The sequence below is a fragment of the Neptuniibacter marinus genome (assembly GCF_965223595.1).
Classification (GTDB): Bacteria; Pseudomonadota; Gammaproteobacteria; order Pseudomonadales; family Balneatricaceae; genus Neptuniibacter; species Neptuniibacter marinus.
In genome coordinates, this window is record NZ_OZ245004.1 from 20023 (window position 1) to 46224 (window position 26202).

At 44.1% G+C, this 26202-nt stretch carries 29 protein-coding genes and 1 other RNA gene; 10 read left to right on the top strand and 20 right to left on the bottom strand.

Features of this window, described 5'->3' with window-relative positions; genetic code table 11:
* Nucleotides 1-25 precede the first annotated feature (25 nt).
* The 4 genes from ACOQOE_RS00110 to ACOQOE_RS00125 are packed head-to-tail and all read right to left on the bottom strand — an operon-like array spanning nt 26 to nt 2907.
* Nucleotides 26-688: a hypothetical protein gene (locus ACOQOE_RS00110; RefSeq protein WP_067862918.1), complete on the bottom strand. Its 663-nt coding sequence runs from the start codon at nt 686-688 to the stop codon at nt 26-28.
* Entirely contained in the window at nt 688-1413 is a 726-nt protein-coding gene (locus ACOQOE_RS00115) for a type III pantothenate kinase (protein ID WP_067862920.1), read from the bottom strand. The genes ACOQOE_RS00110 and ACOQOE_RS00115 overlap by 1 nt, the downstream gene beginning before the upstream one ends.
* A complete protein-coding gene (birA, locus tag ACOQOE_RS00120) occupies nt 1410-2384 on the bottom strand; it encodes a bifunctional biotin--[acetyl-CoA-carboxylase] ligase/biotin operon repressor BirA (RefSeq protein ID WP_420554610.1) in 975 nt (324 codons plus the stop codon). The genes ACOQOE_RS00115 and birA overlap by 4 nt, the downstream gene beginning before the upstream one ends.
* Nucleotides 2385-2403: 19 nt before the next feature.
* The gene (locus ACOQOE_RS00125) at nt 2404-2907 is read right to left on the bottom strand and encodes a dihydrofolate reductase (protein ID WP_067862922.1); all 504 of its coding nucleotides are present in this window, start codon (nt 2905-2907) and stop codon (nt 2404-2406) included.
* A 103-nt stretch (nt 2908-3010) separates the two neighbouring features.
* Between ACOQOE_RS00125 and ACOQOE_RS00130 the strand changes: the two genes are divergently transcribed.
* Nucleotides 3011-3862: a thymidylate synthase gene (locus ACOQOE_RS00130; protein WP_420554611.1), complete on the top strand. Its 852-nt coding sequence runs from the start codon at nt 3011-3013 to the stop codon at nt 3860-3862.
* 108 nt (nt 3863-3970) lie between these two features.
* Here the strand turns inward: ACOQOE_RS00130 and lgt are convergent, their stop codons facing one another.
* Together lgt and ACOQOE_RS00140 are read right to left on the bottom strand one after the other, a co-directional pair.
* Complete coding sequence (gene lgt, locus ACOQOE_RS00135; RefSeq protein ID WP_067862924.1) at nt 3971-4768, bottom strand: prolipoprotein diacylglyceryl transferase; 798 nt, start codon at nt 4766-4768, stop codon at nt 3971-3973.
* A 10-nt stretch (nt 4769-4778) separates the two neighbouring features.
* Nucleotides 4779-5579 carry a sulfite exporter TauE/SafE family protein gene (locus ACOQOE_RS00140; protein WP_082792330.1) on the bottom strand — a complete coding sequence of 267 codons (801 nt, stop codon included), beginning with the start codon at nt 5577-5579 and terminating at the stop codon, nt 4779-4781.
* 110 nt (nt 5580-5689) lie between these two features.
* Between ACOQOE_RS00140 and ACOQOE_RS00145 the strand changes: the two genes are divergently transcribed.
* Nucleotides 5690-6463, top strand: coding sequence for an NRDE family protein (locus tag ACOQOE_RS00145; protein ID WP_067862926.1), 774 nt, complete (start codon nt 5690-5692; stop codon nt 6461-6463).
* A gap of 7 nt (nt 6464-6470) precedes the next feature.
* Here ACOQOE_RS00145 and ptsP read toward each other — a convergent pair whose 3' ends face one another.
* Nucleotides 6471-8744, bottom strand: a complete 2274-nt coding sequence (gene ptsP, locus ACOQOE_RS00150; RefSeq protein ID WP_067862929.1) for a phosphoenolpyruvate--protein phosphotransferase — start codon at nt 8742-8744, stop codon at nt 6471-6473.
* Nucleotides 8745-8757: 13 nt separating this feature from the next.
* On the bottom strand, nt 8758-9249 hold the full coding sequence (locus ACOQOE_RS00155; protein WP_067862931.1) for an RNA pyrophosphohydrolase: 492 nt from the start codon (nt 9247-9249) through the stop codon (nt 8758-8760).
* 244 nt (nt 9250-9493) lie between these two features.
* Between ACOQOE_RS00155 and ACOQOE_RS00160 the strand changes: the two genes are divergently transcribed.
* Nucleotides 9494-10147: an HAD family hydrolase gene (locus ACOQOE_RS00160; protein WP_420554612.1), complete on the top strand. Its 654-nt coding sequence runs from the start codon at nt 9494-9496 to the stop codon at nt 10145-10147.
* A 55-nt stretch (nt 10148-10202) separates the two neighbouring features.
* Here ACOQOE_RS00160 and ACOQOE_RS00165 read toward each other — a convergent pair whose 3' ends face one another.
* The 9 genes from ACOQOE_RS00165 to ACOQOE_RS00205 form a co-directional block, all read right to left on the bottom strand.
* Nucleotides 10203-10610, bottom strand: a complete 408-nt coding sequence (locus ACOQOE_RS00165; RefSeq protein WP_420554613.1) for a CBS domain-containing protein — start codon at nt 10608-10610, stop codon at nt 10203-10205.
* Nucleotides 10611-10719: 109 nt separating this feature from the next.
* Nucleotides 10720-11757 carry an NADP(H)-dependent aldo-keto reductase gene (locus tag ACOQOE_RS00170; RefSeq protein ID WP_420554614.1) on the bottom strand — a complete coding sequence of 346 codons (1038 nt, stop codon included), beginning with the start codon at nt 11755-11757 and terminating at the stop codon, nt 10720-10722.
* Between the two features lie 18 nt (nt 11758-11775).
* Nucleotides 11776-12972, bottom strand: coding sequence for a class I SAM-dependent rRNA methyltransferase (locus ACOQOE_RS00175; RefSeq protein WP_420554615.1), 1197 nt, complete (start codon nt 12970-12972; stop codon nt 11776-11778).
* 113 nt (nt 12973-13085) lie between these two features.
* The gene (gene gcvH / locus ACOQOE_RS00180) at nt 13086-13478 is read right to left on the bottom strand and encodes a glycine cleavage system protein GcvH (RefSeq protein ID WP_067862951.1); all 393 of its coding nucleotides are present in this window, start codon (nt 13476-13478) and stop codon (nt 13086-13088) included.
* A 42-nt stretch (nt 13479-13520) separates the two neighbouring features.
* Nucleotides 13521-14627: a glycine cleavage system aminomethyltransferase GcvT gene (gcvT, locus tag ACOQOE_RS00185; protein ID WP_067862953.1), complete on the bottom strand. Its 1107-nt coding sequence runs from the start codon at nt 14625-14627 to the stop codon at nt 13521-13523.
* 252 nt (nt 14628-14879) lie between these two features.
* Nucleotides 14880-16142, bottom strand: a complete 1263-nt coding sequence (locus tag ACOQOE_RS00190; protein WP_420554616.1) for a UbiH/UbiF/VisC/COQ6 family ubiquinone biosynthesis hydroxylase — start codon at nt 16140-16142, stop codon at nt 14880-14882.
* A 10-nt stretch (nt 16143-16152) separates the two neighbouring features.
* Nucleotides 16153-17400, bottom strand: a complete 1248-nt coding sequence (gene ubiH, locus ACOQOE_RS00195; RefSeq protein ID WP_067862960.1) for a 2-octaprenyl-6-methoxyphenyl hydroxylase — start codon at nt 17398-17400, stop codon at nt 16153-16155.
* On the bottom strand, nt 17397-18713 hold the full coding sequence (pepP, locus tag ACOQOE_RS00200) for a Xaa-Pro aminopeptidase (RefSeq protein WP_420554617.1): 1317 nt from the start codon (nt 18711-18713) through the stop codon (nt 17397-17399). Before pepP ends, ubiH begins: the two co-directional genes overlap by 4 nt.
* On the bottom strand, nt 18714-19325 hold the full coding sequence (locus ACOQOE_RS00205) for a UPF0149 family protein (RefSeq protein WP_420554618.1): 612 nt from the start codon (nt 19323-19325) through the stop codon (nt 18714-18716).
* Between the two features lie 188 nt (nt 19326-19513).
* Here ACOQOE_RS00205 and ACOQOE_RS00210 point away from each other — a divergent pair, with 188 nt between their 5' ends.
* The 4 genes from ACOQOE_RS00210 (at nt 19514) to ACOQOE_RS00225 (ending at nt 20952) form a co-directional block, all read left to right on the top strand.
* On the top strand, nt 19514-19723 hold the full coding sequence (locus ACOQOE_RS00210) for a TIGR02449 family protein (protein WP_067862969.1): 210 nt from the start codon (nt 19514-19516) through the stop codon (nt 19721-19723).
* On the top strand, nt 19720-20043 hold the full coding sequence (locus tag ACOQOE_RS00215) for a cell division protein ZapA (RefSeq protein WP_067862971.1): 324 nt from the start codon (nt 19720-19722) through the stop codon (nt 20041-20043). Before ACOQOE_RS00210 ends, ACOQOE_RS00215 begins: the two co-directional genes overlap by 4 nt.
* A 132-nt stretch (nt 20044-20175) precedes the next feature.
* A non-coding RNA gene (gene ssrS, locus ACOQOE_RS00220) (6S RNA) lies at nt 20176-20355 on the top strand.
* A 12-nt stretch (nt 20356-20367) separates the two neighbouring features.
* Entirely contained in the window at nt 20368-20952 is a 585-nt protein-coding gene (locus ACOQOE_RS00225) for a 5-formyltetrahydrofolate cyclo-ligase (protein ID WP_067863326.1), read from the top strand.
* 7 nt (nt 20953-20959) lie between these two features.
* On the opposite strand, the gene ACOQOE_RS00230 is transcribed toward ACOQOE_RS00225, so the two are convergent.
* Both ACOQOE_RS00230 and ACOQOE_RS00235 read right to left on the bottom strand, forming a co-directional pair.
* The gene (locus ACOQOE_RS00230) at nt 20960-21085 is read right to left on the bottom strand and encodes a hypothetical protein (RefSeq protein WP_269454593.1); all 126 of its coding nucleotides are present in this window, start codon (nt 21083-21085) and stop codon (nt 20960-20962) included.
* Between the two features lie 175 nt (nt 21086-21260).
* Nucleotides 21261-22199, bottom strand: coding sequence for an AEC family transporter (locus ACOQOE_RS00235; RefSeq protein WP_067862973.1), 939 nt, complete (start codon nt 22197-22199; stop codon nt 21261-21263).
* Between the two features lie 54 nt (nt 22200-22253).
* On the opposite strand from ACOQOE_RS00235, the gene ACOQOE_RS00240 reads away from it, so the two are divergent.
* Complete coding sequence (locus ACOQOE_RS00240; protein WP_420554619.1) at nt 22254-22772, top strand: glycine cleavage system protein R; 519 nt, start codon at nt 22254-22256, stop codon at nt 22770-22772.
* A 119-nt stretch (nt 22773-22891) separates the two neighbouring features.
* On the opposite strand, the gene argH is transcribed toward ACOQOE_RS00240, so the two are convergent.
* Nucleotides 22892-24286 (bottom strand): argininosuccinate lyase, encoded by a 1395-nt coding sequence (gene argH / locus ACOQOE_RS00245; RefSeq protein WP_067862976.1) that lies wholly within the window; start codon nt 24284-24286, stop codon nt 22892-22894.
* Between the two features lie 167 nt (nt 24287-24453).
* On the opposite strand from argH, the gene hemC reads away from it, so the two are divergent.
* Both hemC and ACOQOE_RS00255 read left to right on the top strand, forming a co-directional pair.
* The gene (gene hemC / locus ACOQOE_RS00250; protein ID WP_420554620.1) at nt 24454-25395 is read left to right on the top strand and encodes a hydroxymethylbilane synthase; all 942 of its coding nucleotides are present in this window, start codon (nt 24454-24456) and stop codon (nt 25393-25395) included.
* Nucleotides 25396-25398: 3 nt separating this feature from the next.
* Nucleotides 25399-26184 carry a uroporphyrinogen-III synthase gene (locus tag ACOQOE_RS00255; protein ID WP_420554621.1) on the top strand — a complete coding sequence of 262 codons (786 nt, stop codon included), beginning with the start codon at nt 25399-25401 and terminating at the stop codon, nt 26182-26184.
* Nucleotides 26185-26202: the final 18 nt, after the last annotated feature.

Sequence of the window (26202 nt, forward strand, 5' to 3'; positions counted from 1 at the left end):
TCTCAACAACGAAGTGGCGCGTATATTACTCAGTAGACCTTATGCTTGCAACCCTTTGACACACTTTTTTTTCATTTTTTTCTACAGAATAGCTTTCCATAACTACTTCTTTGATTTCATTGGATAATTTTCGATCAATATCCTCAAAAACACGCACCCTAAAACGTAACTCGCTTACCCGTTCAAATTCAATACGCGCCTTTATTTTAGAGGCCTTCAGCTCCATCAGCTTCTCTTCAGCCTCCGCTCTGCCTTCAAAAGCTGCGATCGCATACTCAAAATTAAGCATCTTTTCCGATTTTAAGCCTTCAGAGCTTTCTAAATAATCTATAACCCTCATGCGCTCATTTAATTCATCAGGCAGAACAACTATCACTTTATGATTACGCTCAACTTGAACTCGAACTTCCTCCACTTCAGAAGAAAACCCTTGCTCATAAACAAATCGTTTTACAGCACCAGCCTTTACCCGACTTCTAAAACCATCAAATTCTACACATGATGAAACTTCAGAGTCTCCACTCAGCCAAACTAATGATTGAGGGTTAATCTCGCCCACAAGACGCAATGTATCAATATCGCGGGAAAGATTATCGAGGCGGGGGACCGTACGCGGAGCTTGCACCGAATACCACAACAAAAGAAGCGCATTTGCCAATAAAGCAAACAGACAAATCCAACGCAGCATTACGTGCTGAGACCCCAAGCAAGACCATCAAGTACAAGATCAGAAGAATACTCCCCTCCCTCAACAAGAGACGCAAACAGCTGCCCATCTCCACCCGTGACAAATAGCTGATATGACTCCATAGGCTTATTAATATCTCTGGCGACCTTTTCAACCAAAGAAAGAAACAGGTAATTAATACCATGATCAACTGCCGCAGACGTATCTCTGCCCGGCACAAGATCAAAAGCAGATATAGATCGATCAACTTGGATCTCAGCTGTATTAGACAACAAATCCTGTTTCATCAATCTAAGTCCAGGCAAAATATATCCACCTTGATGCTTTCCAAATGCATCAATAAAATCAATCGTGATAGCGCTACCACAGTCCACAACACAACAAGCTCGCTTAACTTTATTGTAGGCCGCCAACATGGCCAACCAACGATCGACTCCCATGCGCTCGGGTTGCGCATAGCTATTTTTCACGCTAGCACAAAAACCTGTCGTTTGCGCAAACCGTATCTCTATGGAGTGATAGCCAGAGAGAACAGCTTCTATTTGCAGATTAATATCTTTACCAGCTACGGAGGCAACTCTAATTTCAGCAACTGCCTCCTGCCATTCAACAGGTATGCTTCGACTTAACTGTTCTGTTAAAAAGCGCCCACGCTTCACTACATCTAAGTTATCAAGCAAGCGCCACTTAACAAAGGTATTACCTGCATCAATCTCTAGAATCATACTGGACGTCTAACACTAATTTCACCACCATGATAAGCCTTGATACCGGCAGCAGACTGAAGTAACAAAGCACCAGAGCCATCAACACCCCGACATACCCCTTCCACAAACTCATCACCTATTTGCAGAATCACCGCCTCGTTTTGCATAGCGTGACGAGATTGCCACTCATCAACCAACCCCACAAAGCCCTCCTTATCAAAACGCTCCAAACAAACCACTAACTCATTAAGGATAACCGCTAGTAATTGATTACGGCTTACCACTCCACCAGTAATAGTCTTCAGATCGGTCCATGGTTGATCTATAGCCTCACTTACTTCTTTCGGCATCTCAACATTAATACCGACACCAATAACAACCTGGCACTGACCGGAAGCCTCACCATGAACTTCGAGCAAAATTCCAGCAAGTTTTTTACCTTGATGTAAAAGATCATTCGGCCATTTAAGCTCAACACCTTGGATCTCCATCTTTTCCAAGGCTCGCACAATAGCAAGACCCACTAAAAGACTTAAACCTTCAAGTGCAGCAACACCTTGCTCAAAACGCCAAACCAAAGAGAAATACAGGTTACGAGCAAACGGACTTACCCACTCACGACCTCTACGTCCTCGGCCAGCTAATTGCTGCTCAGCCAAGAACAAGCGACCATGACAATCACCACGCTGACTGGCCTCCATCGCTAACTCATTAGTGGATTCGATACTCAGTCGCAAATCAGGATCCTTGATCAACAACTTAACCTCAGGCAATAGCCCTTGCTGAATACGCTCTATATCGAGTAGTTCAAGACCACCTGGGACTCGATATCCACGCCCTTTAACACTGAAAATATCTAAACCACCGTCTTCAAAACGACGTACATGCTTCCAGATCGCACTACGACTAACACCAACCTCATCTCCCAGCTCTCGCCCTGAATGAAACTTGCCATCAGCCAAAATAGACAACAACGAACGGACCGTCATACTACTTAGCCTTTTTTGATTAAATTCGATCTAACACGATAAAACTATAATTATAGGGATTTGGCCCTTCAGCCAAAAAGTCTTCCCGCCCAAGCTCATTCCAAGCAGAACGATCAAACTCTGGAAACCATGCATCACCATTGATCTCTGCATCGACTTCCGTTAAGTATAAACGATCAGCTCTATCAATCGCCTGAGCATATATCTGCGCACCACCGATAATCATTGCTTCATCGGCGCCATCAATTAGACAGATACTTTCAGCTAATTCAGCTGCATCATCCAAACTATTAACAACTCTCACCCCTTCTGGGGCATAACTTTCCTGACGCGATATAACAATATTCACCCTACCTGGCAATGGCCGCCCGATAGACTCGAATGTTTTTCTCCCCATAATAATTGGTTTACCCATGGTCACCTGCTTAAAATAGCGAAGATCCTCTGGTAGATGCCAAGGCAACTTATTATTAATACCGATTGCCCGATTTTTATCTTGAGCAACAATGATGGCTAACTTCACACCCACTCCTTCTACCGTAATTTTAAAAAACTGCTAACATGGCATTCTTTTTTATCGTTATCATAAACTAGTCTCAAATCGAATTCAGGTTAATAACAAAGCCATGAAGCAATATCTAGATCTTTGCCAAAGAATAGTCGATCAAGGTGTCTGGGTTGACAACAAGCGAACAGGCAAGAAGTGCCTAACCATTATCGACGCTGATCTTACCTATAACGTAAAAGATGGAGAATTCCCTCTCGTTACAACTCGCAAAAGCTTTTATAAATCTGCTATAGCAGAGATTATCGGTTATATCCGAGGCTACGATAACGCGGCTGATTTTCGCAAAATCGGCACCAAAACTTGGGATGCTAACGCAAACGATAATTCAGACTGGCTTGCCAATCCATATCGCAAAGGGACTGATGATTGCGGATTAATCTATGGCAAGATCGGGCGCAACTTCCCTAAAGTCGATGGCGGAAAAATTGATCTACTTCGTAAGATTGTCGATGACCTTTCTAATGGCATTGATGATCGCGGCGAAATTTTCACTTTCTATCACCCAGGCGCGTTCCACATGGGATGTTTGCGTCCCTGTATGTACAGCCATCATTTTTCCCTACTCGGCGATACGTTATACTTGAACAGCACCCAAAGAAGCTGTGATGTACCGCTGGGGTTAAATTTCAATATGGTTCAGGTTTATTTCTTCTTGGCCATCATGGCACAAATTACCGGCAACAAGCCCGGACAGGCTTTTCATAAAATCGTCAATGCGCACATTTATGAGGACCAGTTGGAATTAATGAAAAATGTACAGCTTCAACGCGAGCCATTAGCCTCACCAAAACTGATCATCAACCCTGATATCAAATCACTAGAAGATCTAGAAACATGGGTCACACTCGATGACTTTGAAATCAAAGGCTATGAGCATCACCCGGCTATACAATATCCATTTTCCGTGTAATTCTACTATCCCATCGCCCTGCATTCAGTCTAAAAGACTGTATGCAGGGATATAGAAAGTCATATTAACGACAATCTATACCTTTCAACTATTTCGTCTAATGGTTATTCATCGAGCAACAGCTTCTACACTCCCCTGCTTTTTTGACCAAAGAAGAAGGAACACACCCACGATGATCATAGGCAAGGATAGCAACTGCCCCATTGTCAGCCAATCAAACGCCAAAAACATTATGTGCTCATCAGGCTCACGCACGAACTCCACCATCGAACGAAAAACCCCATACAACAGGAGAAATAGTCCTGATACAGCCATTCGAGGCCTAGGCTTAGACGAGAACCACCACAACAACACAAACAGCACTACGCCCTCAAGCACAAACTCATATAACTGAGAAGGATGTCGCGGTAAATTTCCTGCACGTGGAAAAACAACTCCCCAAGGCTGATCCGTCACTCGCCCCCATAGCTCACCACCGATAAAGTTACCAATACGACCAGCGCCTAAACCGACCGGTATTAAAGGTGCAATAAAGTCGGTCATTTGAAATAAGGTTTTTTTATGCTGGCGACCAAACAGATACATCACCACAATAACCCCAAGCAAGCCGCCATGAAACGACATGCCCCCTTCCCATACAGCAAACAACCATAAAGGGTCAGATATAAACTTATCAAAGTTATAAAAGATGACATAGCCCGCACGGCCCCCAAGTACAACACCCATTGCCCCCCAGAAAATAATGTCTGAGATCTGTTCTTCGCTCCAACCTGAACCCGCTCTGCGCGCACGCCTAACGCCCAGCCACCAAGCCGCAGCAAAACCCACTAAGTACATCAAACCGTACCAATGAATTTTCAAAGGGCCTAAAGCAACGGCAATAGGATCTATATCATGCACCCACATCTGTATCTCCTTATAGCAAATTAGTCAGTAAAAAACGCAAACCTACGCACAGCAAAAACACTGCAAAAATTCGCTTTAATACAGGCCCAGGCAGGCTGTGCGCAAGCTTAGCTCCTACCTTGGCAAATAACGTACTTGTAAGCACAATTCCTAAAAAAGCAGGAAGGTAGATATATCCAGCACTCCATTCAGGCATATCAGCATGCCCCCAGCCTTCCCAAATATTAGTCAATGCACCCATCACCGCGATAGGTAAACCACAAGCAGCAGAGGTAGCAACCGCTTGCTGCATCTGTACTCGTCCCCAAGTTAGATAAGGCACAGTCAATGTACCGCCACCAATACCAAAAATACTCGACAACCAACCAATTAGGCCGCCAGAAATAACGAATGATCCCTTCGAAACCTCTTTCTCACCAGCCGACGGTTTTAAGTTCAGGGACATCTGAAAAGCCACCGCAATAGCAAAACAACCAATAGCAATCTGGAGCCATTCCCCCTTCATCTGCCCTGCCGTTTTTACACCGAGCACCGCCCCAACCAATATACCTAACGCTAACGGCTTAAAAATATCCCAGCGCACAGCACCTTTACGATGATGAGCCAACGTAGAACTAACCGAAGTTGCAACAATAGTAGCTAACGAGGTAGCGACCGCAGCATGAGTTAACACCTCCGATGACATACCCTGCAATTCAAAGCAAAAAATAAGCACAGGTACAATCAAAAGACCGCCCCCAATCCCAAATAGGCCAGCAACAACACCCGCAGCGGCACCAAGAACAAGATAGGTCAAAATAGTCACTAACATCACGCAAACCTTTACTGATGTGAATTTTTATTCCTGAACACTTAGAATCGACAGTGTACAGTTAGATTTTAAATAGGATCGCTATCTTACCCATTTAACGGATATTTACTATGTGTCTAATCGCTTTTGCCTATAATTGCCATCCTAAATATTCGCTTATTTTAATCGCAAACAGAGATGAGTTTTACCAGCGCCCGAGTGATTTATTAAATTTTTGGCAGGATGAGCCTCAAATACTCGCTGGTCGTGATCGTGAAAAATCAGGAACATGGCTAGGTATTACAACAACAGGGCGCTTCTCCGCCGTAACGAACTATCGGGATGGCCATAAGACAACGAATAAGCGTTTACGTTCACGAGGAGAACTAACACGCAACTTTCTCTGCACAAATATACCTGCCCAACACTATCTGCAACAATTGGCATCAAAAGAAATGGAATTTAGTGATTTTAATCTACTACTCGGTGACCAATCCGGTTTTTACTACGCCTCAAACAAAAGCACTGATACCCAAAAGCTCGAATCAGGCATCTATGCACTAAGCAATGCATTGCTCGACACTCCCTGGCCTAAGGTCTGTTATGTAAAAGCACAACTTTCCCGCCTAATCAAAAATAAGAACTTAGATATTGAGTCACTCATTGAGATTATGAGCGATCAGACACAAGCATCGATCGAACAACTGCCAGATACAGGCGTAAGCCTCGAGTGGGAAAAGATACTTTCATCAACCTTTATAAAAACCAGCAACTACGGAACAAGAGCAACGACAGTATTACTACAGGAGAAAGATGGCACCACCCAAATACTAGAACAAAGCTACGGAACAGATGGTAAAATTAGCCGCAAAGCACAGCTAATTCAAGTTCCCCCAATTGGATAATCGACGATTATATAACTAATACTGGCTGAGCAGGTAGCGCTATACCAAGTTGCTCTAAGCGCTCATTCATAAACCTTTGTATGCGATCAGCATCATCCATCGCCATCACATCTTTCAGTAACAGATCGGCATTCTGCTTACTCACCGAGCGAATCGCTGACTTCACCTTAGGCAAATTCGTTGCATTCATAGAGAGCACATCGTATCCCATCGCCATCAATAGCAGAGCACCACCGGGCTCTGAAGCCATTTCACCACAAATAGATACATGAGCCCCTTCTTTATGGGCTTCGCGAGCAATATGCTGCAATGCTTTAAGTACCGCAGGATGATAGCTTACATACAATCCTGCTACGCGTGGATTATTTCGATCAACAGCCAGCAGGTACTGGGTTAAATCATTAGAGCCCACTGAGATAAAATCTACACGTCGTGCAAACCTACGTACTTGGTACACTGCAGCAGGCACCTCTACCATCACGCCAACAAGCGGACGTTTAATCGCATAACCCTCATCCTGAAGCTCCTGAACCGCGCGATCAATTTGACGATTTGCCTCTTCTACCTCACCCACACTAGTAACCATTGGCAGCATAATCCGAAGATTGTCATAACCTTCACCTGCTTTCAGCATGGCGCGTACTTGAACTAGAAAAATCTCAGGATGATCTAAAGTAACTCGGATACCTCGCCAACCAAGAAACGGGTTTTCTTCGTTGATCGGAAAATAGGGAAGCGCTTTATCGCCACCTATATCCAGTGTTCGCATAGTCACAGGGCGAGGGGAAAAGGCTTCAAGCTGCTTACGATACGTATCAGCCTGCTCTTGTTCGCTAGGAAAAAACTCACGAATCATAAAAGGCACTTCGGTACGATACAAACCAATACCTTCCGCGCCACGATCTAGAGAACGAGCTACATCAGCCACCAGCCCAGTATTCACCCACAACGGCATAATATATCCATCGCTGGTTTCTGCAGGAAGATCTTTTAGGGCTTCTAACTCAGTCGCTTGCTCCTGTTCACAACGTGCAATATCGCTGTATGCCGTCAGTAACTTTTCACTAGGCTGTACATAAATACGGCCAGAATAACCGTCAAGAATCAATTGACGCCCATCAATACGCGTAAGAGGCAGATCGACTGCCCCCATAATGGTTGGAATACCCATTGAACGAGCCAAAATGGCAACATGGGAGTTACTAGAACCATGAACCGAAACAAGCCCTACTAACTTCTCACTAGGTACTTCACCCAGCATCGCAGGGGTAAGCTCATCTGCAACAAGGATAGTCTCATCAGTAAATTCCAATAGTGCAGGGGAAGCTTCCTGTAAATAAGCTAAAACTCTGCGTCCAAGGTCTTTTATATCCGTCGCACGCTCTCTTAAATAGGGATCACCCATCATAGAAAACTGATGCACATGCTCACTGACAACTTCACGTAGTGCACCTTGAGCCCAATTACCTTGCTCAATACGTGAGACTACTTCACCCGCAAGCGCGTTATCATCCAACATACGTAAATAGACATCAAACAACGCTTGCTCTTCCGACCTTAAACGCTGCGCTAAACTCCGGCCGACAACTTTTATATCACGGCGTACAAGTCTAAGTGCCTCTTGAAAGTTAGCGATCTCTTTAGCTATATCTTTCGCAGCCTTATCTGGCACAGAACTCAGATCTGCAGGCGGTGATACAACAGTAGCAGAACCAATAGCTACACCGGCCACACCGGCAACACCTTCAAACCGCAGATCAATCACATCGGTTAACTGAGCACCGATGGCGCCTAAGGCGCCCGTTGCTTCAGCGTGGGCAATAGCGCCGGCTAGCTGGGCAGACAGTGTAACAAGAAAGGCTTCTTCACTTTCATCAAAGCGGCGCACCTCTCTTTGTTGAACAACAAGTACGCCCAATACATCTCGATGACGAATAATCGGGACACCTAAGAAAGAACTTAATCGCTCCTCTCCAGTCTCCTCAACATACTTATATGCGGGGTGATCAGCGGCATTTTCAAGATTGATTGGCTCTGCACGCTTTACCACCGTACCGACCAAACCTTCATCGATTGACAGACGCACACTACCAATCGCCTCTTCGTTTAACCCCTCTGACGCCATCAGCACATAGCACTGATCACTCGGGTCAAACAGATAAACAGAACAAACCTGCGTATGCATTGAGCGCTGAATTCTCTGCACAATAAGGTTAAGCACCGTCTCTAAATCAGGAGCTACGCTTACCTCTTGCACAATTTTTCTTAATACATTCAGCACTCAATCTCTCCACTCAGGTCTTTTTATCATTAATACGCGACAACTTTGGAGATAGCTCTCGCATTGCCTTTCGGTAAACCTCTCGCTTAAAAGACACAACTTGGCCAAGCGGATACCAGTAGCTCACCCATTTCCAACCATCAAACTCTGGCGAATCAGTGTGATCGATAGCAACTGCACTATCGGTGCTTAACATCCTCAACAAAAACCATTTTTGCTTCTGGCCGACACATACTGGATGTGAATTGCGCCGGATCATTCGTTTGGGCAACCTATATCTGAGCCAACCGCGCGTCACCGCGACGATTTCGACATCTGATACTTTAAGTCCTATTTCTTCCCGCAATTCCCTATACATTGCATCTTCAGGTGTTTCATCTTCATTGATACCACCCTGCGGGAATTGCCAAGCATCTTGGCCTATTCGTCTTGCCCAAAGGACCTGACCCAGCGAGTTAGCCAGAATGATACCGACATTCGGCCTAAACCCATCTGAATCAATCACTGTACAATCCCTAAATTCTTTTCAGCTATTGTTCCACACTTCTTTCATACTCAGCAAATCCTCAGACAATATATTACTCCTGAATATGACTATTAAGCACAAGAACAGGCTGGTTTGAGGGAAAAATCATAATAAAGCATATAACCCTTACAAGCTTAGACAATGGCGATTGCATTCACTGGCGTTCCTCCCTATGCTCTCGAACTGACATCGCATTCATCTAATACAGGCAGGAGATACCCCATTGAGCTTAGCTATTTTTGATTTAGACAACACCTTATTGGGTGGTGATAGTGATCACGCTTGGGGAGAGTTTTTATGTGGAAAAGGAATCGTCGACAGTGATGAATACCGCCGCGCTAATGACTATTTCTATGACCAGTATAAAAATGGCGGTTTAGATATTTATGAGTTCCTAGATTTTGCACTCCGTCCTCTAGCAACACTCCATAAAGAAAAGCTAAATACACTACATCAGCAATTTATGGCAGAAAAAATAGAGCCCATTATCTTACCAAAAGCCCTAGAACTACTGAAAAACCACAGGGAACGCGGTGATTATCTATTAATTATTACAGCAACAAATCATTTTGTTACTAGCCCCATTGCGAACAGATTAGGCGTTGATGCCATTATCGCGACAGATCCTGAGATGATTGATGGCAATTACACGGGCAAAGTAACAGGCATCCCATGCTTCCAAGAGGGAAAAGTCACTCGACTTAATGACTGGCTATCAGCAAATCCCTATACGTTAGAAGATAGCTATTTTTATAGCGATTCCCATAACGATCTACCTTTACTCCAACTAGTCACTAATCCGATTGCTGTTAATCCAGATGAAACTCTAGAAGCCCACGCCAACGAACACCTTTGGCCGGTATTAGATCTACGTTAGATCTATTTAAAGCATACTCTGCTTCTTAGCGGAGTATGCTCAGCCTAGACTAACATCACGCTACCGCATTACACTGCTTCAGAGCCTCGCTTAGCGTCTTCATCAGCATACTTCGCGTTATTACACCTAGCAGTTTACCCTGTTCCACAACCGCATAAACCTTAGGTTTATCTAGAGCCATCTGCTGAGCAAGATCAACAATACTCATAGTCGGCGACACCACTAGCGGATTTTTCTGCATTAACGTCTCAACCGTCACATGACTATCGCAATGATAGCTGTCCCTTAACAGATGAGGCAGACAGTCAAATTCAGACAAAAAACCCACGACTATCGAATCAGTATCTACCACCGGCAACCCTAGATAGCCCGATTCAAGTATCGTCTCTACAGCATAAACCAACGACATATCAGTTCTAAGTGGGCAACTAACAGGATACATAGCATCTTTTACTTGCAACATAAGATCACCTTATTTGTCTTATCACTAAACAAAGTCTGGCAAAAAACTTACAAATGGCAATAAAAAAAGAGATTAGAGCAACAGGAGTTGCTCTAAAATAACTTAACAACTATGGACAAGGGTTAGGAAAACGAACATTAATTTCTTCAATAGCTGTGAGTAACTCACTACTGAGATCAACGTCGATAGAATCAATATTATTTTGTAACTGAATTATATTACTCGCACCTATAATATTGCTCGATACAAAATCGCGACCGTTTACCCAAGCTAGAGCCATAGTGGCAGGATCAAGATCATATTGGCGCGCTAAATCAACGTATGCCTGTGTTGCTAGCTGCCCTTGCTCATTCAAATAACGAGCAAACACAGGATAACGGGTCAGCCTTGCATCTTCAGGGCGAGCGTCTCCAAGATATTTACCACTCAACACACCAAAACCTAATGGCGAATACGGTAATAGGGACACCTCCTCTCGATGTAGCACCTCAGTCAGACCTATTTCAACACTGCGATTAAGTAGATTAAAAGGGTTCTGTACCGACACACACTTAGGCAGGCCATGCTGTTCAGCTAACTGCAAAAACTTCATAGTTCCCCACGCAGTTTCATTAGATAAACCAACATGACGAATCAAACCCTCTTTCACCAATTCGCTCATCACATCCAATGTTTCGAGCAACGGCGTACCATCTTTTTCTGGCTGATGCTTATAATTCAACTGACCAAAAAAATTAGCAGCTCGATCAGGCCAGTGAATCTGGTAAAGATCGATATAATCCGTTTGTAAACGTTTAAGGCTATTCGTGACTGCTTCGCGGATATTACGGCTATCTAGCGCCATATCAGGACGGAGATAACTCACCATATCACCCGGGCCGGTCACTTTAGTAGCAACAACCATTTGTTCACGGTTTTGACGAGCTTTCAGCCAGTTGCCAATAATCTCCTCATTACGTCCCTGATATTGAGGTGACGTTGGAATGGGATACATTTCCGCACCATCAAGAAAGTTAACGCCTTTCTCAAAGGCATAATCCATCTGCTCAAACGCTTCAGCTTCGCTTTGATCACTGCCAAATGTCATAGTACCCAGACAGATGGCACTCACTTTGAGGTCCGTATTTCCTAATCGGTTATAACGCAAGACCTATACCCCTTTGATTTATGAAGATGGTAAAACCCGAACAAAGAAAGATTTCAGGTAATCAGTTTCAGGAATCGCAGGATGCACTGGATGATCAGCCCCTTGATGACCCTGATCAAAAATCTGCGCATTACGATCCAGTTCACGGCTGTTACTACGAATAATATCAACTAAGCGCTGACGCTCAAGATGCATAGAGCAAGATGCAGACACTAAGATTCCATCTTTTTTCAGCAGACGCATCGCAAAGTTATTCATTCGCGCATAAGCACGTTCACCATTACGTATATCCTTTTTCTTCTGGATAAACGCCGGAGGATCAAGAACAACCAGATCAAATTTTTCTTTATCGGCGATCAGCGACTTACAAATATCAAATGCATCACCATGGAAACCTTCAAAACGATCCGCAGCATTATTTATACGCGCATTTTCTGCCGCAACTTCCAACGCAAAATGAGAAGCATCGACACAAATCGCCTGAGAGGCGCCCGCAGCAAGCGCTTGCGCTCCCCAGCCTCCAACGTAACTAAACAGGTCAAGCACACGTTTGCCCTCAACGTGACTCTGCATCTGCGCACGATTGTTTCGATGATCATAAAACCAGCCTGTTTTTTGGCCTTTCTGTAATGGCGCTAAAAGAGAGACCGAGTTTTCCATCAGAGGGCATAACTCAGGAATATCCCCTTGTACAATTTCAGTGTAGGTTTCAAGACCTTCCATATCGCGCATTTTGCCATCATTTCGCAACAAAATAGCCTTAGGCGTAAACACCTTATTGAGCGACTCTATGATCTCGTCTAATACCGCTTCCATTCCTGCAGTGGATATCTGCACAACAAAAATATCATAGAAACGATCAATAACTAACCCCGACAAGCCATCACTGTCGCCAAAAACCAAGCGATAACAGCTATCACTAAAACAACTTTCTCGCAAGGAAAGCGCAATTTTCAAACGATGGATGATCAAAGATCGGTCCAGTTTATATTTCAAATCACGGCTAACAATACGGCCACAAATCAGCGTATTTGGATTAACATAAGCCACACCTAAGGGCTTACCTTTATCCGTTTCAACAATCACCTGTTCGCCTGGAGCAAAGCTTTTTAAAGGTGTAGCACGATTATCTACCTCATTACTGTAGATCCAAAGATGACCACCCCGAAGACGACGCTCAGCGCCACTATTAAGTTTTAGTGTTTGCAGTGACATGTTTTTCCAGCATTTATGGACAGTTTTTATAAACAATTATCCCGGCATAGAGCCGGGACAATAATTTAACTTGTACAGAACCTAAGGCTCCATAGGCTTATAGGGCTATACGCTTAGGCTTCTGATTCACAAAGACCAGTATAACCTTCCGCATCTAATAGATCATTTAATTCTTCAGTATCGCTTAGCTTGATCTTAAAGAACCAGCCATCACCATAAGGATCGGAATTAACAAGCTCTGGCGAGTCTTCTAACTCTTCATTGATAGCAACAATTTCACCGCTTAATGGTGCATATACATCAGAAGCCGCTTTAACGGACTCAACAACACCCGCTTCATCACCACCCGCAAGCTCAGCGCCTACCTCAGGTAGTTCAACAAAAACCACATCACCCAGCAAATCCTGAGCGTGGTCAGTTACACCAATAGTAACGATACCGTCACCTTCGACGCGGATCCATTCATGACTAGCAACGTATTTCAGTTCAGATGGGATGTTACTCATGTTTATTTCCTACCCTTGAGGTCTTAGTTCTTATCTAATTTCTTAATCGAAAACTTTCTTGCCGTTTCGAACAAATGATGGTCTTAACACACGAACAGGTACCCGTTTTCCACGAATTTCCACATCCGCCTGTTCTCCTGTTGCGGCTGGCACTCGCGCCATAGCAACAGAAAAACCTAAGGTCGGAGAGAAAGAACCACTTGTAATCTCACCTTCCCCTACACCATCAACAATAACTTTTTGATGGGCTCTCAATACACCTCTAGACTCCATCACTAAGCCAACAAGCTTATCAGTTACGCCGCTCTCTTTTTGTGCTTCGAGGGCTTCTCGACCGATAAATTTGCGATTTTCAGGTTCCCACGCGATCGTCCAACCCATATTAGCCGCTAATGGAGAAATCGTCTCATCCATATCTGAGCCATATAGATTCATGCCAGCTTCTAGACGCAGTGTATCACGTGCACCTAAACCACAAGGCTTTACACCATTATCCGACAACGCCTGCCAAAATTTGGCTGCTTCATCTTCTGGCAACATGATTTCCAATCCATCTTCGCCCGTGTATCCGGTTCTTGCGATAAACCAGCCTTCAGATTCGAGTCCCTGAAACACACTCAATTGGTCAATCAATTTAGCGCGCGATTCTCCTACGGTCTGTTTACTAAGCTCTATCGCTTTAGGGCCTTGAATGGCAATCATAGCAAGATCTGGTTGCTCAGTTAACGCAACATCATCGAATCCCACTGTATGATCAGCCATCCAACGCAGATCTTTCTCTCGAGTTGCACAGTTAACAACAATGCGGAACCATTCACCTGAAACACCCGGCTCAGTCATAAGGTAAACAATAAGGTCATCAATAACACCACCATTATCATTTAACATACCGCTATATAGCGCTTTGCCTTTTTCCTGTAGTTTCACAACATCGTTAGCAAGTAGGTAACGCAAATATTCTTTAGCATCAGTTCCGGTAACGTCTACAACCGTCATATGGGAAACGTCAAACATACCTGATGCTGTTCTCACCTGATGGTGTTCATCAACCTGAGAACCATAATGGATGGGCATATCCCAACCACCAAAATCAACAATTTTAGCACCCATCTCTTGATGCTTCGCATATAGCGCTGTTTTACTACCCATTCTATATAACTCTTATTAAGGGTCTGTATTAAGGGCTTGGTACATCAATCGAATCGCCTAATAACCTAAGGATGACCAATACCGCTCTTGATATTTATTGCATTCTAAGCATAGATAGATATCAACAGAGCTTAAAAAGCAAAAAAGGGATGACAATTTATAGGGATTTACGCTTTAGTTCAATCTTTGGGCGAAAAACATCTCTGCAACTATAGTAGAGACCTCCTCACAACCATCTCACAGTCTATACATTTACTCTTTAATTGGCCGTTTTGCCAGTGTAGGTAAATTCCCAGATAATCCCATAACATCCTGAACAATATGGTTTTTTATAGGAGCCAACTGATCTAGAAGATTCATCCCCATATTTCGTGCCAATCGCAATAAAGGCTGCTTGTTATCAAACAAACGTTTAAAGCCCTCCATTGCAGCTGACATTTGAAGATTTTCTGTACGTCTCGCACGCTGAAAACGCTTTAGAACGTTTTCACTTCCAATACTCTCGTCTCGATTTTTCGCCTCAAGCAACGTATCCACCAGCTGAGCAGCATCCATTAAACCTAAATTCACGCCCTGCCCAGCTAACGGATGTATAGTATGTGCAGCGTCACCAATAGCCGCAAAATTTTGTTCCACATAGCGCTTAGCATGGCGCTGCTTTAACGGAAAAGAAAAACGTTTATCCACAGATAGAATCTGACCTAAACGCTGCTCAAAGGCCCGTTCAAGCTCAACACAAAAATCTTTATCATCTAATGCCATCAGCGTTTTTGCATGAAGAGGCGATGTTGACCAAACAATAGAGCAGTAATTTTCACGATCATCACTACTTAAAGGCAAGAAGGCTAAAGGCCCATCCTCAGTAAAACGTTGCCAAGCCGTTTCGCCATGCTGCTTTTCTGTTTTGACTGTAGTCACAATTGCATCATGGCCATAATCCCACTCCCACATAGGAATTCCAGCCATTTGACGTGTTTTGGATAGCGCTCCATCAGCAGCAACCACCAGCGAAGCCTTAATAACGCGCCCATCATCCAAACTAATACTTCGACAACCATCTTCACTATTGGAAAGTTCAACAACACTGACACCCAGTTCAAGCTCTATATTATTAGCTTGCTTTATAACCTTATGGAGCGCAGCAAGTGTTACACGGTTCTCGACAATGTGTCCAAGTACAGGCTCATGCAGGTCTTGAGCGGAAAAATGTATATGCCCAGTACCTTCTCCATCCCATACATCCATAAATTCATAGGGGCTGATACGACAATCTTGCATATATTGCCAGGCACCTACAGCGGTCAAAATCTGCTGAGATGCGCAAGTCAAGGCACTCACTCTTGGGTCGAAACCTTGTGTCTGCGCATGCAGTACTGCATCGATATCTAACAAGCTATCTATGCGTTGCTCAAGGATGAGAATATTCAGATCATTCGATGCAAGCCCCGCCGCCAAGGTCAAACCGACCATGCCCGCTCCAACAATCACTACATCCACTTGAATCTGTTCTGACATCGACATATTCCTATTTCAGCTTTGGAGCCGGTCTATCAAGCCCCATCGCACTGCGGGCAAATAAGGTTTTTGCTGCGGGGCATATATCTAACAGCTGGAGCGCTACACTCCTACCGGTCGCTAACAACGGGTTATGATTAGAGAACAGCTTCATCGTTTGGTCACTAAAAACTACCGTACGTGTCTGATCTAATCGTTGTTGCTCATAAAACGTTTGCAAAAGCGCTAAATCACCCAAGTTCTGTTTGCCTTTTCGAGCTTGAATTAATTTATCCGCCAAAGCAGCAACACCCCGTAATGCGAGATTATAACCTTGCCCTGCTATAGGATGCAGTGCATGGGCAGCATTACCTAATACTACGAGGCCTCGCCTTACCTGTTCATCCGCTAAGGTCAACTTCAAAGGATAGGAAGATCGCTGACCGACTTTAATAAAATTACCAGCTCGGTAACCAAATCGCTCATGTAACCGCTCAATGAAGCTCTGGTCATCTAACCCAAGCAACTCTTCAAGCATATCATCCGGTACAGTCCACACTAATGCGCTGCGGTTATCCCCGTCATCATTATTCAAGGGCAACAATGCCATCGGCCCACTATCAGTGAAACGCTCATAAGCAACACCTCCGTGGGGCTGATCGGCGCTAATATTGGTGACGATCGCATGCTGATCATAAGCCTTTTGAGTATAACTAACCCCCATAGACTCGCGTAAGGAAGAACGCCCACCATCGGCCATTACAACCAATTCACAACTCAGCTCTATACTCTGCTCTTGATAAAGTACAGTGACCCCCATTATTTCTGCGCCACTGCGAACATTAGTCACTTCAGCGGGGCAAATGAAATCAATGTTAGGCTGATCCGCTTGCTGCAAATGCTCAAGCAGCACATGGCCTAGCCACTGGTTTTCAACAACATAACCTAATGCAGGCACACCCTCTTGCTGGGCATTCAAGCGAGTAATACCCAAATGGCCTTTATCTGAAACATGGATATCACTTATCGGCGACACATGCTTTTTTAAGCGATCCCAGACACCCATTGCCTCATAAATTGAACGGCTGCCATAAGCCAAAGCTGTAGACCTTGCATCATAACTAGGCTGATAAGTGAGAGAACCTTTTGCAGGCAAAGGTGTACTCTCAACAACAGCTATATTGAGATCCAGTTCCTCTGAAACAGACAGTAGAGAGCAAGCTAAGCTAGCACCCACCATCCCGCCGCCAATTATCACTATGTCGTAATGCTGCTTCATGCAGAGGCCATCAACGCTTCAATTTCATCAATTTCTTTAGGTACTGACGCCGTTAAAATTTCGCAACCTTGTTCGGTAATCAGCACATCATCCTCAATACGCATCCCAATACCGCGCCAACGGGGTTCAACCTTCTCATTATCAGCCGCCACATAGATACCTGGCTCAACGGTCATCACCATACCCGGCTGCAGAAGTCGCCACTGGTCATCGACTTTGTAATCCCCTACATCATGGACATCCATACCTAACCAATGCCCTACACGATGCATGTAAAAATCTCGGTAGCCGCCCCCGTCTATCTCATCCTCTAAAGAACCTTTTAATAGCCCGAGATCAATCAATCCCTGCGTTAAAATCTGAACCGATTTCTCATGTACCTCATCCCAAAGAGTGCCCGGCTTCGCAAGATCTATACACGCTTTTTGTGTATCTAAAACCAACTGATAAAGCGCCTTTTGCTCTGCGTTAAAACAGCCATTTACAGGAAAAGTACGCGTAATATCACCGGCATAACAATCTAGTTCGCAGCCTGCATCAATAAGAACAAGGTCGCCATCATTAAGAACTTGATCATTCTCTATGTAATGCAGCACACACGCATTGATACCGCCACCCACAATAGTTGAGTAAGCAGGCTGACGACAACCTTGCATAGCGAAGCTATGTAAAATTTCAGCCTCTAGCTGATACTCCATCATCCCAGGTTTACAGATCTGCATCGCCTTAATATGCCCTTGAGCCGAGATCTCTCCCGCTTCACGCATTACAGCTTGCTCTGCATCAGTTTTTATCAACCGCATCTCATTTAACAGCTGGTCAATCATCACTAATTCAGACGGCGCTACAGCGCCTTTACGTACATTTCGACGAATAAGGTTTAACCAGTGTCTAACCTGCTGATCTAAATCCTCATCTCGACCAATGGAGTAATAGATACGTGAGATGCCATCAAGAAGCGCAGGCAACAGCATGTCGATCTCGTCAATGGTATGTGCTTCAGCAATATTATAATCCGCCACAACCCCTTCAGGGCCAGCACGATAACCATTCCAAATTTCCATCAACTTGTCGCGCCCACGACAAAACATGACCGATTCACCAGCGGCACGCCCTGGAATTAACAGCAAAACGGCATCAGGCTCATTAAAACCGGTTAGGTAATAAAAATGGCTATCCTGCCGAAAAGGATATTCAACATCACTATTTCGCTGCTTCATCTGCGCTGCAGGAATAATGGCGATGCTACCTGGTAGCATCTTATCCATCAGCTGCTCTCGTCGCTTAGCAAACTGTTCCAAACTAATTTTCATTTAATGCAACCTGTTATTTTCCGGCTGAACTTGCGCGAACGCTTTTTCTTTATTTTCAACCGCTTGATTACATTCAGTGAAAAGCATAAGCACAGCCATTCGGACGTACTCCTGCACTTCCATCAGATCAGACTCATTCTCGTCCAACTCTTCAACATCAATCGAGATTTGAGCAATCTGCCCTAAATCATTCAACGTTTCTTTAGCCTCAGTGGATAATGAAGCATCTGTGTGCTTACCGTACAAACCAAATCCACCTAGAAAACTCTGACACCAACGACCTAAAGCATCAGCACGTTGGGATATTTCATTTTCATCGTCTGGAAGTAACATTTCAAAATCTAAATCCAAACTTGCTAAGGCATCTGCCGTAGCTTCATATAAATTCACTATCATTAGTTTACTGCTTTCTTGAGATAACGACTCAATATCCAGTAACTCACATGCTGTCTGCAACAATGCTTCAGGCTTTAATCTAGCACCTGCTGCCAAATGCCCCGATATTAAACCATGCAACTCCGAAGGCGATACGACCCGCACCCCTTCCTCAACAAACATATTAGCAACCAGCTCAAAATCCGGCAGATCTACAGGAATATTTTCTAAAGGCATGAATAAAGTCCATCAATTTTAATATGACGCTAATCCTAGCATTTAAGCGAATCCTGTGCAGCGTCATTGACCCATTGGCAAGGGCTGATTATAGTCCTGCAGAGAAGAATAAACCTGCGCTTCTTAATAAGTTAGTATTTAACAACTCAAAAGCAGGTTTTAAAAAAGGTTAGGAGTCTCGATTCTGCATGGCCGAGCATTATTTTGACGCGCTAGAACAAAAAATTGACCAGATTCTTAAGCGCTATACAGCACTAGAGGAAGAAAACTCTCAACTTCGTGAACGCGAAAAAGCGCTTAAAGAGGAGCGCGCGCAACTTATTCAAATCAACGAACAAACACAGAGCAAGATAAAAGCCATGATTGTTCGACTTAAAGCGCTGGAGCAAAACAGATGAGTCATGCAGATTCTCAAACCGTATCCATAAGCTTATTAGACAAAGAGTTTAGCTTTAACTGTCCACCCGATGCAGAGGCTGAGCTTTTAGCCTCCGCCGACCTGCTCAATGAAAAGATGCGAGACATTCGCAAATCAGGAAAAGTACTCGGTTTAGAACGTATCGCCGTTATGGCAGCCTTAAACCTTGCTCACGAACTGCTACAAGCTCGTCAAGAAACCAATAGTAACGTTGAGCGGCGACTTCGTCATTTAGGAAACAAACTTGATACAGCGCTACAAAAAAGTAGTGCATCCATAAACATAGATGAAACTCTTTAAAAAGCACAACCACGCTTGAATTTTTTTCATATTTCGCAAATTTTCTTAAAATACATACCGTTACAAAGCATGTAGCACAAATTAATTTTATTACAAGACCTGACAGTCAAACTAGAAGGCGTATAATAGACATATGCCCTGGGGTGTTCGGTTGTTAGTTACGTCCCTCGAGCCGATAACCACACTTTTGGAGGTTGCTCGTAGTTTCTGGTGTGCATGTCCGATTATCGGAAAGCCTAATGTTGCTCAGCGACCCCCTCCTTGAACCTTCGGGTTCAGGGCCATAACCGACGTCGGCACCTTGGGGATCTTCTTTATTTAGTGATGAATAACCGCAAACAACTTCGCCAGCATATTCGCACCTTAAGGCGATCACTCACCCCCCGACAACAGCAACAAGCCTCACAGCTATTGCTAACAAATATTCGCCATAGAACTGATTTCCGTCGCGCCAAAAATATTGCCATGTATTTACCTAATGATGGCGAAATCAATCCTGAGTCTCTCATTCGCTTATGCTGGAAATTAGGTAAACGCGTATATCTGCCTGTATTACATCCGGTCTTACATAACAGATTATGGTTTGTGCCTTACACGGCAAAGACAGACATGATCAAAAACATTTATGGCATTAAAGAACCAAAACTTATCCCTCACCATAGACGGGCTGCCTGGGCGTTAGATTTAGTTCTACTACCGCTGGTAGCGTTCGATGAAAAAGGTAATCGGATGGGGATGGGCGGCGGCTATTATGACCGTACTTTTAGCTTTAAGGCATTAAGAAAAGGACTGGCAGGTCCCAAACTAATAGGACTGGCTCATGAAATTCAGAAAGTGAAAGAGCTACCCACGGAAAACTGGGATATCCCTTTGTCCTCAATTATCACAGATACTAACAGCTACCCATAATGGGTTATTAGCTATTAAATACTTGCTCAAATAATGACGCGAGCTCGAAATCAGCATGTGATACACCGGTCATAACTGACCCTAGCACAAACACAACAACTAATATTAATACGAGATCTGGACCTTTTTTCATTACTCTGCCTATCAATGTTTAGCGTGCATAAAATAAACGCCCGTTTATATTATGACTGGCGCGTAGTCTTTCACATTTCAAATATTTTGCAACTATTCGCGAAATATCACTTAAATTAGCGTTTCGGCAAGTTACATCTTAACTTTAATCCAAAAAGACAGAAAGTTCCAATTACTCACTGATTTATAATGATTTTTTGCAAAAAAGACAAGGAAATCAACATAAATGGTATAGAAATCATCGAAATTAACGTCTGCCCAGTAATAATAGCGGCCATCATCGGTGCATCACCGCCTAACTGGCGCGCCAAAATATAAGACGAAGTCGCTGTTGGTAGCGCAGCGTACAACCAAATAATTTCCGCACTCTCCAGCTCTAAAGCCACAACAAAACACAACGCGAATGCAATTAAGGGCATGAAGCCTAACTTGATAATAGACGCCCAAGCGATCTCTTTACCGCTTTTAACCAGTACTCTAAAACTCAATCCAGCACCAACGGATAGCAAACCTAAAGGCAAGGCCATCCGGCTCAACAATTCAGCTACAGGTTCTAAAATAAGAGGGAAACCTAACCCTGTCTGGTTAAGCAACAATCCTAACAAGCTACTGATGATTAGGGGGTTCTTAATTATAGCAAGAAGAATAGAGCTGATATTGCCACTCTTATGTGTAAAAGCGGAGAAAACCAACACACAACAAAGGTTCAATAACGGAATCATAATCGCCATCACTACCGCACCTACAGCAAGACCTAAGCTCCCATAAAGTGTTGCAGAGGCGGCTAAACCTACATAAACATTGAACCGGACAGAGCCTTGATAAAGAGAAGTGAAACCAGCCGCATCAAACTGAGTAAAAAGCCTGACTAAAAATGCCAACGCACTCGCGATCAACACCATCAATAATATAGTTAGACCAACAGCACCTAAGTCCACCACCGACATATCCGTTGTTGATAACCGCGTTACTAACAATGTAGGGAAAAGAATAAAATAGGTCGCTTTTTCGGCCTGTCGCCAAAAGCCCTCCCCTGGAAATTGCGCCTTTTTGGCAGCATACCCCAATAAAATCAACGCAAATACAGGCCATAAAGCACTTATTATTTCAAGCATAGTGGTATAGTACTTTTCAAAATAAATAATGGTGTAATAGAGTGGAGCAGAATTATGATGACATCTCTTGTATTAACAGTCATCGGCCCAGATAAGCCCGGGCTGGTCGAAATGCTAGCACAAACCATCGCGAATAATAGCGGAAACTGGCTAGAATCTGGTATGTCTCGTTTGGCGGGTAAATTTGCGGGCATTTTAATTACTGAAGTCCCAGAAAAGCACGCAGAGCAATTAATCAACGCATTATCAGCATTAGAGTCTCAAGGCCTTAAAGTCACCGTTGAGCGCTCTGACAGCCCAGAGAATAACTCTCTCACCCAACACTTCACCTTAGAATTAGTCGGCCACGATAAACCCGGTATCGTACGTGATATATCCAGCGTGTTAGCAAAACACCATGTCAACGTTGAACGCCTCACTACCGAACTCGTATCCGGCTCAATGTCTGCTGAACTACTCTTTAAAGCAGAAGCAGAACTATTAGCAAGCACAGACTTAGATCTTGATGAGCTTCAAACATCTATTGAAAGCATTGCTAACGACTTAATGGTCGATATTGTCTTTAACAAATAAAGCATTAACTAGAAACAGAATGCCTCCAGCGCAGATAAGATCTTAAGCACTAAAAGCTAAACCAAAAACGCACCTAGTAATTAAGGTGCGTTTTTAGTCACGAACTATATTACAAAAGCTTAACTGCGCTGATCCAACTTAGCCTGGCCACGCTTAACCGCCGCACGAACTTGGTCAGGAGCCGTGCCACCAATATGGTCACGAGCTGCAACAGAACCTTCTAGACTCAACACATCAAAAACATCTTGCTCGATGGTGTCAGAGAACTGTACTAACTCTTCTAAGCTCATTTCACCTAGATCTTTGTTCTGCTCAATACCATAAGCAACAGATTTACCCACAACCTCATGGGCATCACGGAACGGCATGCCTTTACGAACAAGGTAGTCAGCTAAATCAGTGGCTGTAGAAAAACCACGGAGTGCGGCTTCCCTCATACTTTCTTTCTTCGATTCTAATGCTGGCACCATATCAGCAAACGAACGCAAACAACCTTTAACTGTATCTATAGTATCAAACAGAGGTTCTTTATCTTCTTGATTATCTTTATTGTACGCCAGCGGCTGAGACTTCATTAAAGTTAACAAACTCATTAAATGGCCATAAACTCGACCACTTTTACCACGTACTAACTCAGGTACATCAGGATTTTTCTTCTGCGGCATAATAGAAGAACCCGTGCAGAAACGATCCGGCAAGTTAATGAAGTTAAACTGCGCCGATGTCCATAAAACTAACTCTTCAGACATACGTGTCATATGCATCAACAGCACACTAGAAGCGGCACAAAATTCAATCGCAAAGTCACGATCGGATACAGCATCTAAAGAGTTTTCAGCCGGTGCACTAAAGCCAAGTAGCTCACAAGTTAAATCACGCTGAATAGGGTAAGTAGTGCCCGCTAACGCAGCAGCGCCTAAAGGCATAATATTGACACGCTCACGGCAATCAACAAAACGACTGTAATCACGGCTTAGCATTTCAAACCATGCCAACAGGTGATGACCAAAGGTGACCGGCTGAGCCGTCTGCAAGTGCGTAAAACCAGGCATAATGGTGTCAGCTTCGCCTTCAGCCAAGGTCAACAAGCCTTGCTGTAAACGCGTAATCTCCAGCAAGATAAGATCGATCTCATCACGTAGATAAAGACGAATATCTGTAGCCACCTGATCATTACGCGAACGGCCCGTATGTAGCTTTTTACCTGTAATACCGATTTTAGCAGTCAGAGCAGCTTCTATGTTCATATGCACATCTTCCAGCGCAATAGACCACTCAAACTCACCCCGCTCAATCTCAACGCGAATTTCACCTAAACCGCGAATAATGTCATCACGCTCTTGCTCTGTTAACACGCCCGCTTGGGTCAGCATTTTTGCATGGGCGATAGAACCGCGAATATCCTGCAGATACATGCGCTGATCAAACTCTACCGATGCTGTAAAACGTGCTACAAACGCATCAGTTGGCTCATTAAAACGACCACCCCACTGCTGGTTGGTTTTATCACTCATGGGAAAACCTCTACTAACTCAGTTTATGCTGCAACCTAATTCAGGCCAACTCTGTAAATTTGCGCAACATTATATCACGCCCTTTGACTTCACGCGGCTATATCAAGCACGGCAATCTGATACAATTGGCCATAAATATTCCAAATGTCGTACTAGAGACAACTTTTATGAGCAGAACAATCCGTATCGCGACCAGAAAAAGCCCTCTTGCCCTTTGGCAGGCGGAGTATGTTAAAGCTGAACTTGAACGCCACCATGCTAGCATCAATGTTGAAATTCTCGGCATCGTCTCTAAAGGCGATAAAATACTTGATGCTCCATTAGCAAAGGTAGGCGGCAAAGGCCTTTTTGTTAAAGAGTTAGAAGAGTCTATGCTTGCAGGCGACGCGGATATCGCTGTTCACTCCATGAAAGATGTGCCTATGGAGTTCCCTCAGGGCTTAGGTTTGGCCGTTATCTGCCCACGCGAACGCCCTACCGATGCCTTTGTATCTAATAACTACAACAGCATTGACGAACTTCCTGAAGGCGCTATCGTTGGCACCTCCTCTCTTAGACGCGAAGCACAGATCCGGGAAAGACGTCCCGACCTTAAGGTCAACTGGCTACGCGGTAATGTGAATACCCGCTTACGTAAGTTAGATGACGGAGAGTATGATGCAATCATTCTGGCGACCGCAGGACTTCTGCGCTTAAAAATGCCAGAACGTATCCGCTCGGAAATTTCTGTCGACGTAAGCCTCCCCGCTGGCGGGCAAGGCGCTGTAGGTATTGAATGCCGCACAGATGATGCCGAGCTAATACAGCTACTTCAAGCTCTACACGATCAAGAAACCACATGGAGAGTAACCGCTGAGCGCGCTATGAATCGTCGTTTAGAGGGTGGTTGCCAAGTGCCCATCGCCTGCTATGCCACGCTTAATGATGATAACAGCGAGCTTTATTTACGTGGTTTAGTGGCAAAGCCTGACGGCACTCTGATTCTCAGAGAGGAAGAAACAGGTAAACCGGAAGACGCTGAAGCGATGGGTATCGCAGTCGCCGAGCGCTTATTAACCGCAGGCGCTAAAGAAATTCTAGACGCCGTTTATAACGCTTCCAATACTTAAGCTATGCAAAAAGAGCATCTAACTGGCTTGAGAGTACTCGTTACTCGACCACAACATCAGGCCCAACATTTAATTCAAACGCTCCGCAGCCATGGCGCGGAGCCTATTGCCTTTCCTCTGCTCAAGATTAGCCCGATCACTGAATCTGACACTAACTACCATACATTAAAACAACAAATATTGGATTTAGATCACTTCCAGCATTTAATATTTGTCAGCTCAAATGCAGTACATAAAGGCTATGATTGGATTGATCAGTATTGGCCACAGCTCCCGATCGGCATAAAATGGTTAGCGATAGGCAAGCAAAGCGCTAACGCCCTAAGCAACTATGGTATAGATGCCTATTACAGCCCATTAGGCTACGATTCAGAGACACTGCTAGCCTCTACAGCACTCAACAACATTCGCGGAGAGAAGGTGCTTATCATGCGTGGAGAAGGCGGTCGCGAAAAATTGGCCGAAGAACTACGTGCACGAGGCGCCGAGGTTAGCTATGCTGAACTCTACCGCCGTGAACAACCAACATACAATGATGGCGAGGTTGCTGAAGCCTTATATAACAATGAGCTTGATGCCATTCTTATCAGTAGTGGAGAAGGTCTACACAACTTAATGAGCATAGGTAAAGGAAGCCAACAACAATTCAGCACTGATTCACTATTAAAATGCCATCTTATAGTGCCAAGTGAACGTATTAAGCACGACGCTGAATCAGCAGGATTCACAAGAATAACCACAGCAGCAGGCCCTGATGATCAATCAATGATCACCACCTTGCTGCAGTAATTGACTTTTGCGGAAATC

Coding starts and splice junctions, on each gene's coding strand:
- ACOQOE_RS00110 (WP_067862918.1), bottom strand. CDS start 688: ATGCTGCGTTGGATTTGTCTGTTTGCTTTATTGGCAAATGCGCTTCTT.
- ACOQOE_RS00115 (WP_067862920.1), bottom strand. CDS start 1,413: ATGATTCTAGAGATTGATGCAGGTAATACCTTTGTTAAGTGGCGCTTG.
- birA (WP_420554610.1), bottom strand. CDS start 2,384: ATGACGGTCCGTTCGTTGTTGTCTATTTTGGCTGATGGCAAGTTTCAT.
- ACOQOE_RS00130 (WP_420554611.1), top strand. CDS start 3,011: ATGAAGCAATATCTAGATCTTTGCCAAAGAATAGTCGATCAAGGTGTC.
- lgt (WP_067862924.1), bottom strand. CDS start 4,768: ATGTGGGTGCATGATATAGATCCTATTGCCGTTGCTTTAGGCCCTTTG.
- ACOQOE_RS00140 (WP_082792330.1), bottom strand. CDS start 5,579: ATGTTAGTGACTATTTTGACCTATCTTGTTCTTGGTGCCGCTGCGGGT.
- ACOQOE_RS00145 (WP_067862926.1), top strand. CDS start 5,690: ATGTGTCTAATCGCTTTTGCCTATAATTGCCATCCTAAATATTCGCTT.
- ACOQOE_RS00165 (WP_420554613.1), bottom strand. CDS start 10,610: ATGTTGCAAGTAAAAGATGCTATGTATCCTGTTAGTTGCCCACTTAGA.
- ACOQOE_RS00175 (WP_420554615.1), bottom strand. CDS start 12,972: ATGTCACTGCAAACACTAAAACTTAATAGTGGCGCTGAGCGTCGTCTT.
- gcvH (WP_067862951.1), bottom strand. CDS start 13,478: ATGAGTAACATCCCATCTGAACTGAAATACGTTGCTAGTCATGAATGG.
- gcvT (WP_067862953.1), bottom strand. CDS start 14,627: ATGGGTAGTAAAACAGCGCTATATGCGAAGCATCAAGAGATGGGTGCT.
- ACOQOE_RS00190 (WP_420554616.1), bottom strand. CDS start 16,142: ATGTCAGAACAGATTCAAGTGGATGTAGTGATTGTTGGAGCGGGCATG.
- ubiH (WP_067862960.1), bottom strand. CDS start 17,400: ATGAAGCAGCATTACGACATAGTGATAATTGGCGGCGGGATGGTGGGT.
- pepP (WP_420554617.1), bottom strand. CDS start 18,713: ATGAAAATTAGTTTGGAACAGTTTGCTAAGCGACGAGAGCAGCTGATG.
- ACOQOE_RS00205 (WP_420554618.1), bottom strand. CDS start 19,325: ATGCCTTTAGAAAATATTCCTGTAGATCTGCCGGATTTTGAGCTGGTT.
- ACOQOE_RS00210 (WP_067862969.1), top strand. CDS start 19,514: ATGGCCGAGCATTATTTTGACGCGCTAGAACAAAAAATTGACCAGATT.
- ACOQOE_RS00215 (WP_067862971.1), top strand. CDS start 19,720: ATGAGTCATGCAGATTCTCAAACCGTATCCATAAGCTTATTAGACAAA.
- ACOQOE_RS00225 (WP_067863326.1), top strand. CDS start 20,368: ATGAATAACCGCAAACAACTTCGCCAGCATATTCGCACCTTAAGGCGA.
- ACOQOE_RS00230 (WP_269454593.1), bottom strand. CDS start 21,085: ATGAAAAAAGGTCCAGATCTCGTATTAATATTAGTTGTTGTGTTTGTG.
- ACOQOE_RS00235 (WP_067862973.1), bottom strand. CDS start 22,199: ATGCTTGAAATAATAAGTGCTTTATGGCCTGTATTTGCGTTGATTTTA.
- ACOQOE_RS00240 (WP_420554619.1), top strand. CDS start 22,254: ATGATGACATCTCTTGTATTAACAGTCATCGGCCCAGATAAGCCCGGG.
- argH (WP_067862976.1), bottom strand. CDS start 24,286: ATGAGTGATAAAACCAACCAGCAGTGGGGTGGTCGTTTTAATGAGCCA.
- hemC (WP_420554620.1), top strand. CDS start 24,454: ATGAGCAGAACAATCCGTATCGCGACCAGAAAAAGCCCTCTTGCCCTT.
- ACOQOE_RS00255 (WP_420554621.1), top strand. CDS start 25,399: ATGCAAAAAGAGCATCTAACTGGCTTGAGAGTACTCGTTACTCGACCA.